This window comes from Rugamonas aquatica (assembly GCF_009380215.1).
GTDB classification, from domain to species: Bacteria; Pseudomonadota; Gammaproteobacteria; order Burkholderiales; family Burkholderiaceae_D; genus Rugamonas; species Rugamonas aquatica_B.
In genome coordinates this window covers 101,040-115,515 of record NZ_WHUG01000006.1, presented here as the reverse complement: position 1 = coordinate 115,515, position 14,476 = coordinate 101,040, and the positions used below count along the sequence as shown (strand labels likewise).

Genomic DNA, 14,476 nt, shown 5'->3' with positions numbered 1-14,476 from the left:
AAGAACCGCACGAGTGTAGCGCAGTTCAAGCGTGGCAGGCCAGCGCCCATTCGACGTGCTCGCGCACCAGCTCCGACGGATGCTCGCGCCGCGCCATCAGCGCCGCCATGATCGTCGCATCACCCTTGGCGCCGGCCGCCGCCGCGTTGCCCAGACCGACCGCGATATTGCGCAGCCATCGCTCGTGGCCGATGCGGCGTATCGGGCTGCCTTCCATCTTGCGGTTGAATTCTTCCTCGGTCCAGGCAAACAGTTCGACCATCGAAGCGCTGCCCAGGCCATGACGTTCGTCGAAGTCCGGCAGCACCGCGCGCTGCGCGAACTTGTTCCAGGGGCAGGCGGTCTGGCAATCGTCGCAGCCGTAGACGCGGTTGCCGATCAGCGGCCGCATCTCCAGCGGAATCGCGCTTTTCAGTTCGATCGTCAGGTAAGACACGCAACGCCGCGCATCCAGCTTGCCCGGACCGAGGATGGCCTGGGTCGGGCAGATGTCGATGCACGCCGAGCACTGGCCGCAATGGCGGCCGGTCGGCTCATCCACCGGCAACGGCAGATCGACCAGGAATTCGCCCATGAAGAACATCGAGCCGGCGGTACGCGACAGCAGCAAGGTGTGCTTGCCGCGCCATCCCAGGCCGGCCTTCTCCGCCAGCGGCAGCTCCATCACCGGCGCCGAGTCGGTGAAGACGCGGTAGCCGAAGTCGCCGATCTCCGCCTTGACCTTGTCGGCCAGCTGCTGCAGGCGCGCGCGCAGCACCTTGTGATAGTCCCTGCCCCGCGCATAGACCGAGATGACGGCCGCGCCGGGATCGGCCAGCCGCGCCGCCTCGCGCGCGCGCCAGTCTTTGTCGCCGCTCGTTTCCGTGTCCCTCGGCAGATAGTTCATGCGGGCGCTGACCACGCGGATGGTGCCCGGCACCAGCTCTGCAGGACGGGCGCGCATCATGCCGTGGGTGGCCATATAGTCCATTTCACCGTGCATGCCGGCGTCCAGCCACGCCTGCAGGCCGGCCTCGGCGTGACTGAGGTCGATGTCGGTAATGCGGATTTCGGCGAAGCCCAGCTCCACACCCCAGCGCTTGATGCTGAGGGCAAGTTCGGCTAAATTGGTTTCTGACAGGGACATCGGTAGCAGGTGGCGGTTACAATGGCTGGCGATCCAACCAACACGACATTCTAATTGATGCAGCACTTCCAAGCCCATCTCCACGACGAAGCCGGCACCGCCGCCCTGGGCGCGGCCCTGGCGCGCGCCATCTCGCCCGGCCTGGTGATCTACCTGCACGGCGACCTGGGGGCCGGCAAGACCGCCCTCACCCGCGCCCTGCTGCACGCCGCCGGCCATGTGGGCACGGTCAAAAGCCCGACCTACACCTTGTCCGAACCGTATGCGATCCAGCTCGACGGCCGCAGCGTCAGCGTGATCCATTTCGACTTGTACCGCATGGGCAGCCCGGAGGAATTCCTCGACGCCGGCTTCCGTGAGGACTTCAACGGCGACAACATCTGCATCGTCGAATGGCCCGAAAAGGCCGACCGCGTGCTGCCTGCCGCCGATATCAACCTGTTCCTGACCGTGGCCGGCAACGGCCGTGATGTAGAATTGCAGGCGTCCACCGCCCTGGGTAACTCATGTCTTCAACGCCTCAAATTCGCTCCCAACATGTGAACAAGGGCGCTGTCTCGCGCCGCACCGTCCTCAAGGCCGGCGCCACACTGCTGCTCTCCGTGCTGGCCCCGGTGCGCGCCTATGCCGCGCAAATCCTGGCGGTACGGGTCTGGCCGGCGGAAGACTACACCCGCGTCACGCTGGAAAACGACGCCGCGCTCAAGGCCACGCACTTCATCGTCAAGGACCCGGAACGCATGGTGGTCGACATCGAAGGCCTGGAGCTGAACCCCACGCTCAAAAGCCTGGTCGCCAAGATCCAGTCCAACGACCCGTACATCAAGCAGGTGCGCGTGGGCCAGAACCGGCCCAACGTGGTGCGCCTGGTGTTCGACCTGAAGGAAGAAATCAAGCCGCAGGTGTTCACGCTGGCCCCGGCCGGCAACTACAAGCACCGTTTGATCTTCGACCTGTATCCGGTCAAGGCGGCCGACCCGATCGCGGCGATGATCGAGAAAGGCGACTGGTCGGGCGACGGCAAGACGCCGCCGTCCAGCGCGGCCGCCGCCGGCAGCGCGCCGAAGGGCGATATGCCGCCGCTCAAACCGGGCGAAGCGCAGGCGGCGGCACAAGCCCCGCAAACCCCGCAGGCGCAGCTTGAAGCGCTCAAGCCGGACACCAAGGCCGATCCGCGCGCGGAACTGAAGAACGAGCTGAAAACGGCCGAGGCCCAGACCCGCGCCGCCGAAAAGACCGACAAGAACGGCAAGCTGGTACGCATGCTGACCGTGGTGCTGGACCCCGGCCACGGCGGCGAAGACCCCGGCGCATCGGGCAAGAACGGCAGCCGCGAGAAGGACATCGTGCTGTCGATCGCCAAGCGCCTGAAGGCCAGGATCGAGGAATTCCCCAATATGCGCGTGATGCTCACGCGCGACGGCGACTACTTCGTACCGCTCGGCACCCGCGTGGAAAAAGCCCGCAAGGTGCAGGCCGACCTGTTCGTCTCCATCCACGCCGACGCCTTCGTGCAGCCCACCGCGCGCGGCTCGTCGGTGTTCGTGCTGTCGGAAAAAGGCGCCAGCTCGACGGCGGCGCGCTGGCTGGCGGACAAGGAAAACCTGGCCGACACCATCGGCGGCGTCAACGTCAAGACCCAGGACCGGCAACTGGCCAGCGTGCTGCTGGACCTGTCGACCACCGCGCAGATCAACGACTCCATGAGACTGGGCAAGTCGGTGCTGGGCGAGATCGGCGGCATCAACCGCCTGCACAAAGGCTCGGTCGAGCAGGCCGGCTTCGCGGTGCTGAAGGCGCCGGACATTCCGTCGATCCTGATCGAAACCGCCTTCATCTCCAACCCGGAAGAAGAAGCCAAGCTGCTCGACGACGGCTACCAGAACCAATTGGCCGATGCCATCGTCAAGGGCATCCGGCGTTATTTCGCGAAAAACCCACCGCTGGCAAAGAACCGGCTGACTTAAACAAACGAGAGAGACATGGCTGTAGTAACGACGACGGAATACGGCGCACTGCCGGCAATTCAAATCACGGCGGCCGACGGCAGCCAGGCGACGGTATCGCTGTTCGGCGCCCACCTGCTATCGTGGAAGACCGGCGACGGCAAGGAGCGCATGTTCGTCAGCGCGCAAACACCGCTGGACGGCAGCAAGGCCATACGCGGCGGCGTGCCGGTGATCTTCCCGCAGTTTAATGTGCGCGGCACCGGCCTGCGCCACGGCTTCGCCCGCGTCAGCACCTGGCGCCTGAGCGCCAGCGACGGCGACGGCGGCCAGTCCTTCCTCGAATTCAGCCTGAATCAAGACGACCTGGCGCCGGACCACGCGCAAGCCTGGCCGCACGCCTTCGAACTGACGCTGCGCTTCACGCTGCACGGCGACTCGCTCGACGCGCGCTTCACCGTGCATAACACCGGTGCGCAAGCCTTCCCGTTCGGCGTGGCGCTGCACACCTACTACGATGTGGGCAACCTGGCGGCGACCAGCATCAGCGGCCTGCAGCACGTGCGCTACACCGATCATCACCAGAACACGCGGGAGCAGGAGCATCCGGCGCTGCACTTCACCGAGAAGCACGACCGCATGTACCAGTCCACGCCGGCGCTGACGCTGAACACGGCCAACGCCACGCTGCGCCTGGAGCAGCAAGGCTACGACAACTGGGTGGTGTGGAATCCGGGCGAGGACGACGCCAAGGCGCTGGTGGACCTGGCGGATGACGAGTATCTGCGCTTCGTCTGCATCGAACCGGCGCGCATCGACCAGCAACAGCTCGATGCCGGCGCCACCTGGACCGGCAGCCACCGCATCACAGCAGACTAGTTGGATTCTTTGACGATCCGGCCGGAACCCGGCTGGATAGGCCGCGCGTTCAATGGATAGAGGCGGCTGAACAGCGCCATCTGCGCCGGTGAGGCTTGCACCGGCTCTTTCATCACCAGCCACAGCACGCCCTCGGTGCACGGCGGCGTGGTCAGGGAACCCATGAAGGTGAAGTAGTCGCGGCGCGCCGGGATCAGGTCCAGCGGATCGAGCACGGTCGATGGCGCCAGCGTTTCCAGCTTCTCCAGCGGCAGGTTGTTCCACACCGTCTGGATCACCGGCTGCGGCTTGCCGCGTTCCAGCAGCAGCGCCAGCACGGCCAGCTTGCCTTCGCCGTCCTTGTGCACCAGGTGCATCACCATCTCATAACCCTTGCCGTTGACGCGCTCCTCCGACGGACGGTGGAAGTGGAACTGGATCAGCTCATACATCCGGTTGTTCACCGTCAGGAAATTGCCGCCACTGAGCATGACCTGCACCGTGTGGCCGTTGTCGGTGACGTTGAACGAGGATGGGTGATAGTCGAAGGTAATCTGCTCCAGCTCCACCTTCATGCCGTCGCGGATGTCGATCGGCGACTGGCGGTTGCCGGTGCTGCACTTGGACCATTCAGGATTGATCTTGCCCCAGTTGGCCGGGCCGTTCTCGCCCTCGTACGACCAGTGGTTGCTGTACACCTTGGGCGCCGGCGGCGTGGCGGCGGCGACCTTCTTGGCCTTGGCGGCGGCGGCCGCGCGGGCCTGCTGGTTGGCGCGCATGATGGCCAGGCGCGCCGCGATCTTGGCCGACAGGTCGGCTTCCGCCTCGGCTTCGCGTTCGCGCTCGGTCATCTTGCGGGTCGGGGAAGAGGAAGAAGCGGATGCCGAGGCGCTGGGGGAAGCAGGGCTGCTCGGACGGATGGACGCGATCGACCCCGTGCCGCCACCCGCCACTGCCGATTTCGTCGATGGCGAAATCAGCGGGTCGTTTGCAGCGCTGGCGGCCGTAATGGCGCAGCAGCAGGCAATCAGGGTGAGGAGAGTACGCATGGATATCCAGAAGGTAAGAATTACATACTGGTATACGGATGCATTTGGGCAAAACTTGAGCGGACTCGGCCTCGCAGACGGAATTTATTTGCGTTTCAGCACGCTTAACGGCCCAGCATGCGGCGCGACAGCTTCCACATGCCGCCCAGCGCCATCGGCACCACGGCGATGCCGACGCCGAACAGGACGATCTCGGTCAGGTGTTCGCGGACGATGGTGATGTTGCCGAAGAAGTAGCCGGCCGTGGTCAGCAGCGCCACCCACAGCACCGCGCCGGTGATGTTGTAGAGCTGGAAGCGGGCATGGGTCATGTCCGACACGCCGGCCACGAACGGGGCGAAGGTACGCACCACCGGCACGAAGCGCGCCAGCACGATGGTCTTGCCGCCGTGTTTTTCGAAGAATTCATGGGTGCGACGCAGCGCTTCCTTGTTGAGCCAGCGGTAATCGTGGGTGAACACGCGCTGCCCGATGGCCTCGCCTATCCAGTAATTGAGCGTGTTGCCGGAGACGGCCGCCGTAATCAGCAACAGCATCAGCAGGAACAGATTCATTTCGCCCAGCGCGCACAGGGCGCCGGCAATGAACAGCAGCGTATCGCCAGGGAAGAAGAACAGTACGACCAGGCCGGTTTCGCAGAAAACGATCGCGAACAGCACGGCATAGACCAAGGTTCCGTATTGCTGAATCAGCACTTCCAGTGTTTTGTCGACATGAAGGATCATGTCAAAAAATTGCATAAAATCCATATTCTTCCCATAAAGTCTGCGCCGGAATCATACACCACCCCGGCCCCGGTGGCAGAAGTTTCCAGACCTCCGATAACCATTTACAATCGCCCGACCGCCCGCAACAAGCGGATGCGACCAACCAAGGAGATAATGGATGTCCCAGACCCACCTGTTCCGCGCTCTTCCCCTCTCCGCCCTGGCGATCAGCCTGGCCACGCTGGCGCAAGCCGCCGACCTGCCGGTGCGCGCCAGCGCCGGCGAAGTCGTCAAGCAGTCCAAGCCCTCTGACTGGCGTCCGCTGGACCCGAACAACACCCTGTACATGGAGCTGCCGACCGGCCGCGTGGTGATCGAGCTGGCGCCGGACTTCGCGCCGCAGAATATCGCCAACATCAAGACCCTGGTCAAGGAACGCTATTTCGACGGCCTGTCCATGCTGCGCTCCCAGGATAACTATGTTGCGCAATGGGGCGATCCGGACGCCGAGGGCGCCTCGCCCAAGCCGCAGGGCTCGGCCAAGGCCAAGGTGGTGGGCGAGTTCACGGTGCCGATGAAGAACGACAAGCACTTCGTGCGCCAGCTAGACATCGACGGCTACGCGCCGCAGATCGGCCATTCCAACGGTTTCCCGGTGGGGCGCGACCCGAAGGCCGGCACCACCTGGCTGACGCACTGCTACGGCATGGTCGGCGTGGGCCGCAACAACGAGACCGACAGCGGCAACGGCGCCGAGCTGTATGCCGTCAACGGCCACGCGCCGCGCCATCTGGACCGCAATATCACGGTGGTGGGCCGGGTGGTGTGGGGCATGCCGCTGCTGGCCACCCTGCCGCGCGGCGGCGAGACCATGGGCTTCTACGGCGCCGGCGAGACCCGCATGCAGATTAAATCGGTGCGGCTGGAGGCGGACGTGCCGGAGGCGGAACGCAGCCACCTGGAAGTGATGCGCAGCGAAGCGCCTATTTATCAGGCCGTGATCGACGCGTCGCGCAACCGTGGCGGCCCGTGGAACAAATTCACGCCAAAGTACGTAGAGCTGTGCAACGCGCAGATTCCCGTGCGCGAGCATCCAAAAGACTAAGCCGCGCCGGTGTCGTTCCCGCGAAAGCGGGAACCCATGCTGAGTTGACTGGCCAGCGTTGTATGGATTCCCGCCTGCGCGGGAATGACTCCGGTCGAGCAGTTATAATCTCGTGATGAACGCGCCCGACACTTCCCCCCGCACTCCCCGCCCTATCCAGGCCCTGCCTGACCAGCTGATTTCGCAGATCGCCGCCGGCGAGGTGGTCGAACGGCCGTCCGCCGTGGTCAAGGAGCTGCTGGAGAACGCACTCGACGCCGGCTCCACGCAGATCACCGTACGGCTGGAGGAAGGCGGCGTCAAACGCATCGCCATCACCGACAACGGCCGTGGCATCCCGCCCGAGCAGATGCCGCTCGCGCTGGCACGCCACGCCACCTCCAAGATCGCCTCGCTGGACGACCTGGAAAACGTCGGCACGCTGGGCTTCCGTGGCGAGGCGCTGGCCTCGATCGCCTCGGTGGCCGCCGTCACGCTGACCTCGCGCACCGCCGATGCTGCCCACGCGTGGGAAATCGTCGGCTCGCACAACGGCGCGGTGGCGCCATCGTCCGGCGCGCAAGGCACCACGGTCGACGTGCAGGATCTGTATTTCAACACGCCGGCCCGCCGCAAGTTCCTCAAATCCGAGCAGACCGAATTCGGCCACTGCGCCGAAGTCGTGCGCCGCATCGCGCTGGCGCGGCCGGACGTGTCCTTCTCGCTGAGCCACAACGGCCGCACCATCGACCACTGGAACGTCAGCGAGATGGCCAAGCGCAGCGCCCACATTCTCGGCGACGGCTTCGCCGAAGCGCGCCTGCCGATCGACGAAAGCGCCGGCCCGCTGCGCCTGCACGGCTATGCCGGCCTGCCGACCGCCTCCAAGGCGCGTGCCGACGGCCAGTTCTTCTACGTGAACGGCCGCTTCGTGCGCGACAAGGTGCTGGTGCATGCCGTCAAGGCGGCCTACCAGGACGTGCTGCACGGCGACCGCTTCCCTTCCTATGTGCTGGCGCTCGATCTCGATCCGGCGCTGGTGGACGTCAACGTGCACCCGTCGAAGATCGAAGTGCGCTTCCGCGACAGCCGCGCCGTGCACCAGTTTGTGTTCCATGCGGTGCAGCGCGCGCTGGCGCAGACCTCGGCCACGTCGCACGGCAGCGTGCCGTCGCCGCTGCCGGCGGCCGAAAGCCTGGGCAGCTCGACCTGGCGCGGCGAGCAGACTTCGTTCGGCCCATTGCTGGCGCCGGACTATGCACCGACGTTCTCGCCATCGCCATTCGGCTCGCGTGACGGCGGCGCAGGTGGTGCTGGCGGCGCAGGCTTCGGCGCGCCGCGCTTCGGCGGCAGCGAGGGCGGCGTCGCGCAGAGCACGGAAAAATACGGCGCCCTGTTCGGCGGCTCCGGCCCCGTCACCGGCTACCGCGCCGAATCGGACATGACGCTGCCGCAGGCCAGCCCGTTCACCGTCTCGGCGGCGGCGATGGCGCAGGAAGAATTCCCGCTCGGCTTCGCGCTGGCGCAGCTGCACGGCATCTACATCCTCGCGCAGAACAACAAGGGCCTGGTGCTGGTCGACATGCACGCCGCACACGAGCGCATCCTGTACGAACAATTGAAGACCGCATTGGACAGCCGCGTCGCCGGCGAAGAAATGCAGGTGCAGCCGCTGCTGATCCCCGTCACCTTCTACGCCGACGCGATCGAAGTCGGCACCGCCTCCGAACACCAGGAGACCTTGCAGGCATTGGGCTTCGACATCGCCACGCTGTCGCCGACCACGCTGGCGGTGCGCTCGGTTCCTGTGCTGCTGAAGAACGCCGACGCCCAGACGCTGGCGCGCGACGTGCTGCGCGACGTGCGCGAATTCGGCGGCTCGCGGGTGCTGATCGAGCGCCAGAACGAGCTGCTGGGCACACTGGCCTGCCACACGGCGGTGCGCGCCAACCGCATCCTGTCGACGCAGGAGATGAACGCCCTGCTGCGCCAGATGGAAATCACCGAACGCGCCGACCAGTGCAACCACGGCCGCCCGACCTGGGTGCAGGTGGAAATCGGCGCGCTCGATAAGCTGTTCCTGCGCGGTCAATAAGATGAACACTCACGCTTCAAAACCGCTGGCGGTCGCCATCATGGGTCCGACGGCATCGGGCAAGACCGCATCCGCGCTGGCGATCGCCCAGCGCATTCCGTCGGAGATCATCTCGGTCGATTCCGCGCTGGTGTATCGCGGCATGGACATCGGCACCGCCAAGCCCACACGCGAAGAACGCGCCGCCGCGCCGCACCACCTGATCGACATCATCGACCCGCTCGATTCGTACTCGGTGGCGCAGTTCCGCAACGATACGCTGCGGCTGGTGAACGAGATCGTCGCGCGCGGTAATCTGCCGCTGCTGGTGGGCGGCACCATGTTGTACTTCAAGGGACTGGCCGACGGCCTGGACGACCTGCCTGGCGCCGATCCCGCACTGCGCGCCGAACTGGAAGACGAAGCGGCCCGCATCGGCTGGCCCGCCATGCACGCCAAGCTGGCATTGCTCGATCCCGAAACCGCCGCCCGCCTGGCGCCGGCGGATGCGCAGCGCATCCAGCGCGCGCTGGAGATCTGCACGCTGAGCGGCAAGCCGATGTCCGAACTGTTGGCGTTAAAAGAGAAGACGGAGCTGCCTTTCGAGCTGCTGTCGTTCGCGCTGGAGCCGTCGGACCGCGCCGTGCTGCACGAGCGCATCGCGCGCCGCTTCGACATCATGCTGGAAGAAACGCCGGACGGAAATCTGATCAGCGAAGTGGAAGTGCTGCGCCGCCGTGGCGACCTGCATCCCGGCCTGCCGTCGATGCGCTGCGTCGGCTACCGGCAGGCGTGGGAATACCTGGACGGCACCATCGACTACAAGACCATGCGCGAAACCGGCATCATCGCCACGCGCCAGCTGGCCAAGCGCCAATTGACGTGGTTGCGTTCCATGCCTGAGCGCGTGGTGCTCGATTGCCTGGGCGGAGACCCGGCCAGCGCCATGCTGGCGCAGATCGAAGACAAACGCCACCATTAAAAATATGCCAATCTTTGAGCGCTGCGATTCAAATATTTAAAAAATTTTTGGAACGAGCGTTGACAGCTTAGGCTCCAACCCCCATAATGCTGGGCGTTGCAGGTGATATAGCTCAGTTGGTTAGAGCACAGCATTCATAATGCTGGGGTCGGTGGTTCAAGTCCACCTATCACCACCAAGAATTTCGAAGGGCGATAACTCGATGAGTTATCGCCCTTTTTGCATTCCGGCGCCTGCATATTCAACGCCCGCCTCCTCGCCCAAAATTTCTCGTTGACTATCCATTGTCCGGTGATACTATATCGGAACTCGATAGATCGGTAGTTGATACATCGATCTCCGCGCAACGAAATTCCTGGGAACGGCCATGGCTGCAATCGATTATTCGAAATACCTCCCCTTGTCCGAGGCGACCTATTACATCCTGGTCGCCCTGAACGAGCCGCTGCATGGTTACGCCATCATGCAGAAGGTGGAGGCCATCAGCGAAGGCAGCGTTGTCATCGGCCCCGGCACCTTGTATGGCGCTTTCTCGACGCTGGAAAAACAGGGCCTGATCGAAAAGGTCAAGGAAGAGGAACGCCGCAAATCGTACGCGCTCACCGCGCGCGGCCGCGATGTGCTGGCCGAACAGCTGCGCCGCCTGCAGATCATGGTGCGCAACGGCCTGGACGCAGGCACGATCAAACAGAAAGGAGCAGCAGCATGAGCGGCCAGTTGGTCAGGAAATTCAGATGGTTCTGGGATGACGCCGACCACAAGATCGAAAACTGGCTGCAGCAGATGGCGCGCGAAGGATTGCACCTGTCCCGCATCCGCTGCCTGCGCACCGTGTTCGAATTCAAACGCGGCGAACCCAAGGACGTCACCTATCGCACCGACTTCCTGCTGACCCGCCCCGATCCGGACTACCTGCTGTTGTTCCAGGACGCGGGCTGGGAACATGTCGACGACCTGCTGGGCTGGCATTACTGGCGCGCGCCCACCGGCACCGGCCGGCCGCCGGAAATCTTCACCGACGTGCCTTCACAGATCAGGAAGTACCAGCGCCTCCTCGGGCTGTTCGCGGTGGCGTGGACGCCGCTGGCCATCATCGTGCCGCTCAAGGGCAAGGATGCGCTGCTCCAATCGCAGCTGTCGCTTGGCCTGCTGGTGGGTACGTCCGCCGTCACGCTCTATGCCGTGGCGCGCCTGCTGCTGCGCATCCGCACGCTCAAGGCACAAGCACCGCCATAAAGCCCGCCTGCGCGCACGGGTAATCATCTTCCAAGCCAATGGAGTAAAAAATGAAACGATGGATTTCATGGGCGGCGTTCGCCCTGTTTTTTGCAGCAGCCCCCGGATTTGCCGCCACCACGGCGCTTCAATCGAGCCGCGACTGCCACCTGCGCGGCAGCGAGGAAGCCTTGCGCTGCCACGTCATCCCGGTGCCGCTGGACCCCGGCCGCAAGGACGGCGAACAACTGCCGCTGCATGTGACGGTGGCCCCGGCCTATCGTCAGATGGCCAGCGCCGATCCGCTCTTCGTGCTGGCCGGCGGGCCTGGCCAGGCCGGATCGGACATCGTCAACGCGCTGCCCGTCATGTTCCAGCGGGTGCGCGCCACCCGCGACATCGTCTTCATCGACCAGCGCGGCACCGGCCTGTCCGGCAGGATGCGCTGCAAGGGCAGCGACATCGACGAAGCCCCCAGCGACGCCGCCATGGCAGCCGCCTTTGCCCAGTGCGTGAAGTCGATCAGGCAGCCGCTCGCCATGTACAACACCGCCAACGCCGCGCACGACATCGAACGCGTGCGCCTGGCGCTGGGCTACGGTCCGGTCAATGTGTTCGGCGGCTCTTACGGCACCCGCCTCGGGCAAAGCTATGCGCGCCTGTATCCGGCCAGCGTGCGCTCGCTGATACTCGACGCGGTCGCCGCGCCGGACCAGGTGATCCCGGCCGGCGCGCACGACGCCCAGCTGGCCTTGGACGGCGTGTTCCAGCGCTGCGCCCGGGACGCGGCCTGCAACAAGGCGTTCCCGGATCTGAAGGCGGAGTTCGACGCCGTGCTGGCCCGCGTCAACAGCGGCGCCGTCACGCTGGACTTCCCGCATCCGCGCACGGCGCTGCCCACCCGCCTGCCGCTGACCAATCTGCGCTTCGTCACCACCATCCACGGCAGTCTCTACTCGCCGCTGGACAGCCAGCGCCTGCCCTACCTGATCCACAGCGCCTACCAGGGCAACTGGGGACCGTTCCTCACGCGCGGCTATGCGGGCAGCGACGTGACGCCTGAAGGCTTGATGGCGCTGCCGCTGTACATGGCGGTGGTGTGCGCGGAAGACATGCCGCGCCTGGCGCCCGCCATGCGCGACGACGACGAGCGCGGCTCCTTCATGCGCGGCCACGCCACGCGCATCGCGTCGCTGTGCCGCATGCTCGACCTGCCGGCGATCGCCCCGGCGGCGGCAACCACCATAGCGGTGCCGGCCCTGCTGCTGTCAGGCGCGCTCGATCCGATCACGCCGCCGCACCGCGCCGCCAGCGCCGCCAAGACCATGCCGAAGGCGCAGCTGCTGACGGTGGCGCAGGCCGGCCACGGCGTGTCGGGACTCGGCTGCACGCCGCGCCTGCTGCGCGAATTCCTCGACCGGCCGGACCAGCGGCTGGCGGCCGACTGCCTCAATGAGATCGCCCCCGTGTCGTTCCAGCTCGGCCACGCCGGCGCCCAACCCTGATAAGGACTGAGACATGATCCACGTAGAAGACATCCACAAGCGCTTCGGCGCCGTGCAGGCGCTGGCCGGCGTCGGCTTCACCGCCCGCGATGGCCAGGCCACCGCGCTGCTGGGGCCTAACGGCGCCGGCAAGACCACGCTGCTGCGCACCCTGGTCGGCTTGCTGCAGCGCGACCGTGGCGCGGTCAGCATCGACGGCATCGACCCGGCGACGGACCCGATGGGCGCGCGGCGCAGCATCGGCCTGCTGACCGACCAATTCGGCCTGTACGACCGCCTCAGCACCCGCGAGTACCTGACCTACTTCGGCCAGATCAACAGCATGGGCAAGGCAGCGATCGCGCGCCGCATCGGGGAAGTGTGCGAACTGCTGGACCTGGGCGACATCCTGGACCGCTCCACCAAGGGCTTCTCGCAGGGCCAGCGCATGAAGGTCGCGATGGCGCGCACCTTGCTGCACCGGCCGCGCAACCTGCTGCTCGATGAACCGACGCGCGGGCTGGACGTGATGAGCACACGCGCCCTGCGCCGCGCGCTGGCCGCGCTGCGCAGCGAAGGCTGCTGCATCATCCTCGCCACCCACGTGATGCAGGAAGTAACGCAACTGTGCGACGACGTCATCGTCATCGCCAAGGGACAGACCGTGGCGCAAGGCTCGCCGCAGGATCTGTGCAGGCAAACGGGAATCGCCAATCTGGAGGACGCCTTTGTCCACCTTGTCGGCACGGAAGAAGGGATCGCAGCATGATGCCGTTATGGTTGGTAGTGATGAAGAAGGAGTTGTCCGAGGCGCTGCGCGACAAGCGCACCCTGAGCATGCTGCTGATGCTGACGCTGGTGTACCCGGCGCTGGTCGGCTTCTTGCTGCATACGATGATCGAGCGCGGCACGCGCACCGAGAAGGCCGGCATCGACCTGGTGGTGGTCGGCGGCGCGCAGGCGCCCAACCTGCTGGCGCAGCTGCGCCAGAAGAACGTCAACGTCAGCGAGAGCGCCGCCATGAGCGACGCCGACATCGGTGCGCTGCTGCGCAAGAAGAAGGTGGTCGGCGTGCTGCGCCTGGCGCCGGAATTCGGCGAGTACTACGCGGAGCTGCGTCCGGCGCCGCTGGAGCTGTGGTTCGATTCCTCGGCCGAGAAGCGCGACCAGCGGCTGGAAGTGGAGACCATCCTGCGCGAGTACAGCAACAGCGTCGCCAGCGCCCGCCTGCAGGCGCACGGCGTGTCGGCGGTGATCCTGTCGCCGCTGCGGCTGCAGCGCTACGACTCGGTCAGCAGCGCCACCGGCGGCAACGCCCGCATCAGCGCCATGCTCGGCATGTTCTTTATCCCGGTGCTGCTGTTTGGCCTGTCCTCGGCGATCGACAGCACGGCCGGCGAGCGCGAGCGCCGTTCGCTGGAAGTGCTGATGGCGCAGCCGATACCGGTGCGTGAACTGGTCGCCGGCAAGTGGCTGGCCGCTTCCGCGCTGGCCGCGATCGGGCTGACGGTGGAGCTGCTGGTTGCGCATGGCGTGCTGTCCAAGCTGCCGCTGGAGGAGATCGGGATGTCGTGGCGCCTCAGCCTGCCCATGCTGGCGATGGTCATCGGCTCGACGCTGCCACTGTGTCTGTTCGTCGGCGCGGTGCAGGTGGCGATGGCGATGAACTCCAAGACCTTCAAGGAAGCGCAGGCCAGCGCCAGCATCGTGGCGATGCTGCCGATACTGCCCTTGGTGATTATCCCGATGATGGACCTGAGCACGCAGAACTGGATGTACGCCGTGCCGGTGCTGTCCAACCAGACCATGTTCCAGGCGCTGGCCACGGGGCAGGCGCTGGGGTGGGTGCCCTACGCGCTCACTTGCGTGCTGCCGCTGCTGCTGGCGGGTGTGGCCATTGCGTTTGCTTCGTTCCGCATGAAGAGCGAGCGCTACGTCCTCGCTGTGTAGT

14 protein-coding genes and 1 tRNA gene are annotated in these 14,476 nt (G+C 65.5%); 12 read left to right on the top strand and 3 right to left on the bottom strand.

The features are described from left to right. Positions 1-25 precede the first annotated feature (25 nt). Entirely contained in the window at positions 26-1,126 is a 1,101-nt protein-coding gene (gene queG / locus GEV02_RS16765; RefSeq protein ID WP_152839065.1) for a tRNA epoxyqueuosine(34) reductase QueG, read from the bottom strand. 57 nt (positions 1,127-1,183) lie between these two features. Here queG and tsaE point away from each other — a divergent pair, with 57 nt between their 5' ends. The 3 genes from tsaE to GEV02_RS16750 are packed head-to-tail and all read left to right on the top strand — an operon-like array spanning position 1,184 to position 3,951. Further along, a complete protein-coding gene (gene tsaE, locus GEV02_RS16760) occupies positions 1,184-1,669 on the top strand; it encodes a tRNA (adenosine(37)-N6)-threonylcarbamoyltransferase complex ATPase subunit type 1 TsaE (RefSeq protein ID WP_008451921.1) in 486 nt (161 codons plus the stop codon). Beyond that, entirely contained in the window at positions 1,633-3,093 is a 1,461-nt protein-coding gene (locus tag GEV02_RS16755; protein ID WP_152839064.1) for an N-acetylmuramoyl-L-alanine amidase, read from the top strand. Before tsaE ends, GEV02_RS16755 begins: the two co-directional genes overlap by 37 nt. 15 nt (positions 3,094-3,108) lie before the next feature. Then, positions 3,109-3,951 (top strand): D-hexose-6-phosphate mutarotase, encoded by an 843-nt coding sequence (locus tag GEV02_RS16750; RefSeq protein WP_152839063.1) that lies wholly within the window; start codon positions 3,109-3,111, stop codon positions 3,949-3,951. Here GEV02_RS16750 and GEV02_RS16745 read toward each other — a convergent pair. Then, a complete protein-coding gene (locus tag GEV02_RS16745; RefSeq protein WP_152839062.1) occupies positions 3,948-4,979 on the bottom strand; it encodes a carbonic anhydrase in 1,032 nt (343 codons plus the stop codon). The genes GEV02_RS16750 and GEV02_RS16745 overlap by 4 nt on opposite strands. A 104-nt stretch (positions 4,980-5,083) precedes the next feature. Next, on the bottom strand, positions 5,084-5,728 hold the full coding sequence (locus tag GEV02_RS16740) for a VTT domain-containing protein (RefSeq protein ID WP_152839061.1): 645 nt from the start codon (positions 5,726-5,728) through the stop codon (positions 5,084-5,086). Between the two features lie 136 nt (positions 5,729-5,864). Here GEV02_RS16740 and GEV02_RS16735 point away from each other — a divergent pair, with 136 nt between their 5' ends. The 9 genes from GEV02_RS16735 to GEV02_RS16695 all read left to right on the top strand — a co-directional run bounded on the left by GEV02_RS16735 (position 5,865) and on the right by GEV02_RS16695 (position 14,475). Further along, positions 5,865-6,791 carry a peptidylprolyl isomerase gene (locus GEV02_RS16735; RefSeq protein ID WP_152839060.1) on the top strand — a complete coding sequence of 309 codons (927 nt, stop codon included), beginning with the start codon at positions 5,865-5,867 and terminating at the stop codon, positions 6,789-6,791. A 115-nt stretch (positions 6,792-6,906) separates the two neighbouring features. Continuing rightward, positions 6,907-8,865, top strand: a complete 1,959-nt coding sequence (mutL, locus tag GEV02_RS16730; RefSeq protein ID WP_152839059.1) for a DNA mismatch repair endonuclease MutL — start codon at positions 6,907-6,909, stop codon at positions 8,863-8,865. A gap of 1 nt (position 8,866) precedes the next feature. Then, complete coding sequence (gene miaA, locus GEV02_RS16725; protein WP_152839058.1) at positions 8,867-9,826, top strand: tRNA (adenosine(37)-N6)-dimethylallyltransferase MiaA; 960 nt, start codon at positions 8,867-8,869, stop codon at positions 9,824-9,826. Between the two features lie 101 nt (positions 9,827-9,927). Continuing rightward, a tRNA-Met gene (locus GEV02_RS16720) sits at positions 9,928-10,004 on the top strand. 189 nt (positions 10,005-10,193) lie between these two features. Continuing rightward, a complete protein-coding gene (locus GEV02_RS16715; RefSeq protein ID WP_152839057.1) occupies positions 10,194-10,535 on the top strand; it encodes a PadR family transcriptional regulator in 342 nt (113 codons plus the stop codon). After that, a complete protein-coding gene (locus GEV02_RS16710; RefSeq protein WP_152839056.1) occupies positions 10,532-11,062 on the top strand; it encodes a DUF2812 domain-containing protein in 531 nt (176 codons plus the stop codon). The genes GEV02_RS16715 and GEV02_RS16710 overlap by 4 nt, the downstream gene beginning before the upstream one ends. Before the next feature lie 50 nt (positions 11,063-11,112). Next, positions 11,113-12,546: an alpha/beta fold hydrolase gene (locus GEV02_RS16705; protein ID WP_152839055.1), complete on the top strand. Its 1,434-nt coding sequence runs from the start codon at positions 11,113-11,115 to the stop codon at positions 12,544-12,546. 13 nt (positions 12,547-12,559) lie between these two features. Next, positions 12,560-13,294 (top strand): ABC transporter ATP-binding protein, encoded by a 735-nt coding sequence (locus GEV02_RS16700; RefSeq protein ID WP_152839054.1) that lies wholly within the window; start codon positions 12,560-12,562, stop codon positions 13,292-13,294. Continuing rightward, a complete protein-coding gene (locus tag GEV02_RS16695) occupies positions 13,291-14,475 on the top strand; it encodes an ABC transporter permease (RefSeq protein WP_152839053.1) in 1,185 nt (394 codons plus the stop codon). Before GEV02_RS16700 ends, GEV02_RS16695 begins: the two co-directional genes overlap by 4 nt. Position 14,476 lies beyond the last annotated feature (1 nt).

Excerpts from the sequence above, each read along its gene's own strand:
- queG (WP_152839065.1), bottom strand. The coding sequence starts at position 1,126 with ATGTCCCTGTCAGAAACCAATTTAGCCGAACTTGCCCTCAGCATCAAG.
- tsaE (WP_008451921.1), top strand. The coding sequence starts at position 1,184 with ATGCAGCACTTCCAAGCCCATCTCCACGACGAAGCCGGCACCGCCGCC.
- GEV02_RS16755 (WP_152839064.1), top strand. The coding sequence starts at position 1,633 with ATGTCTTCAACGCCTCAAATTCGCTCCCAACATGTGAACAAGGGCGCT.
- GEV02_RS16750 (WP_152839063.1), top strand. The coding sequence starts at position 3,109 with ATGGCTGTAGTAACGACGACGGAATACGGCGCACTGCCGGCAATTCAA.
- GEV02_RS16745 (WP_152839062.1), bottom strand. The coding sequence starts at position 4,979 with ATGCGTACTCTCCTCACCCTGATTGCCTGCTGCTGCGCCATTACGGCC.
- GEV02_RS16740 (WP_152839061.1), bottom strand. The coding sequence starts at position 5,728 with ATGGATTTTATGCAATTTTTTGACATGATCCTTCATGTCGACAAAACA.
- GEV02_RS16735 (WP_152839060.1), top strand. The coding sequence starts at position 5,865 with ATGTCCCAGACCCACCTGTTCCGCGCTCTTCCCCTCTCCGCCCTGGCG.
- mutL (WP_152839059.1), top strand. The coding sequence starts at position 6,907 with ATGAACGCGCCCGACACTTCCCCCCGCACTCCCCGCCCTATCCAGGCC.
- miaA (WP_152839058.1), top strand. The coding sequence starts at position 8,867 with ATGAACACTCACGCTTCAAAACCGCTGGCGGTCGCCATCATGGGTCCG.
- GEV02_RS16715 (WP_152839057.1), top strand. The coding sequence starts at position 10,194 with ATGGCTGCAATCGATTATTCGAAATACCTCCCCTTGTCCGAGGCGACC.
- GEV02_RS16710 (WP_152839056.1), top strand. The coding sequence starts at position 10,532 with ATGAGCGGCCAGTTGGTCAGGAAATTCAGATGGTTCTGGGATGACGCC.
- GEV02_RS16705 (WP_152839055.1), top strand. The coding sequence starts at position 11,113 with ATGAAACGATGGATTTCATGGGCGGCGTTCGCCCTGTTTTTTGCAGCA.
- GEV02_RS16700 (WP_152839054.1), top strand. The coding sequence starts at position 12,560 with ATGATCCACGTAGAAGACATCCACAAGCGCTTCGGCGCCGTGCAGGCG.
- GEV02_RS16695 (WP_152839053.1), top strand. The coding sequence starts at position 13,291 with ATGATGCCGTTATGGTTGGTAGTGATGAAGAAGGAGTTGTCCGAGGCG.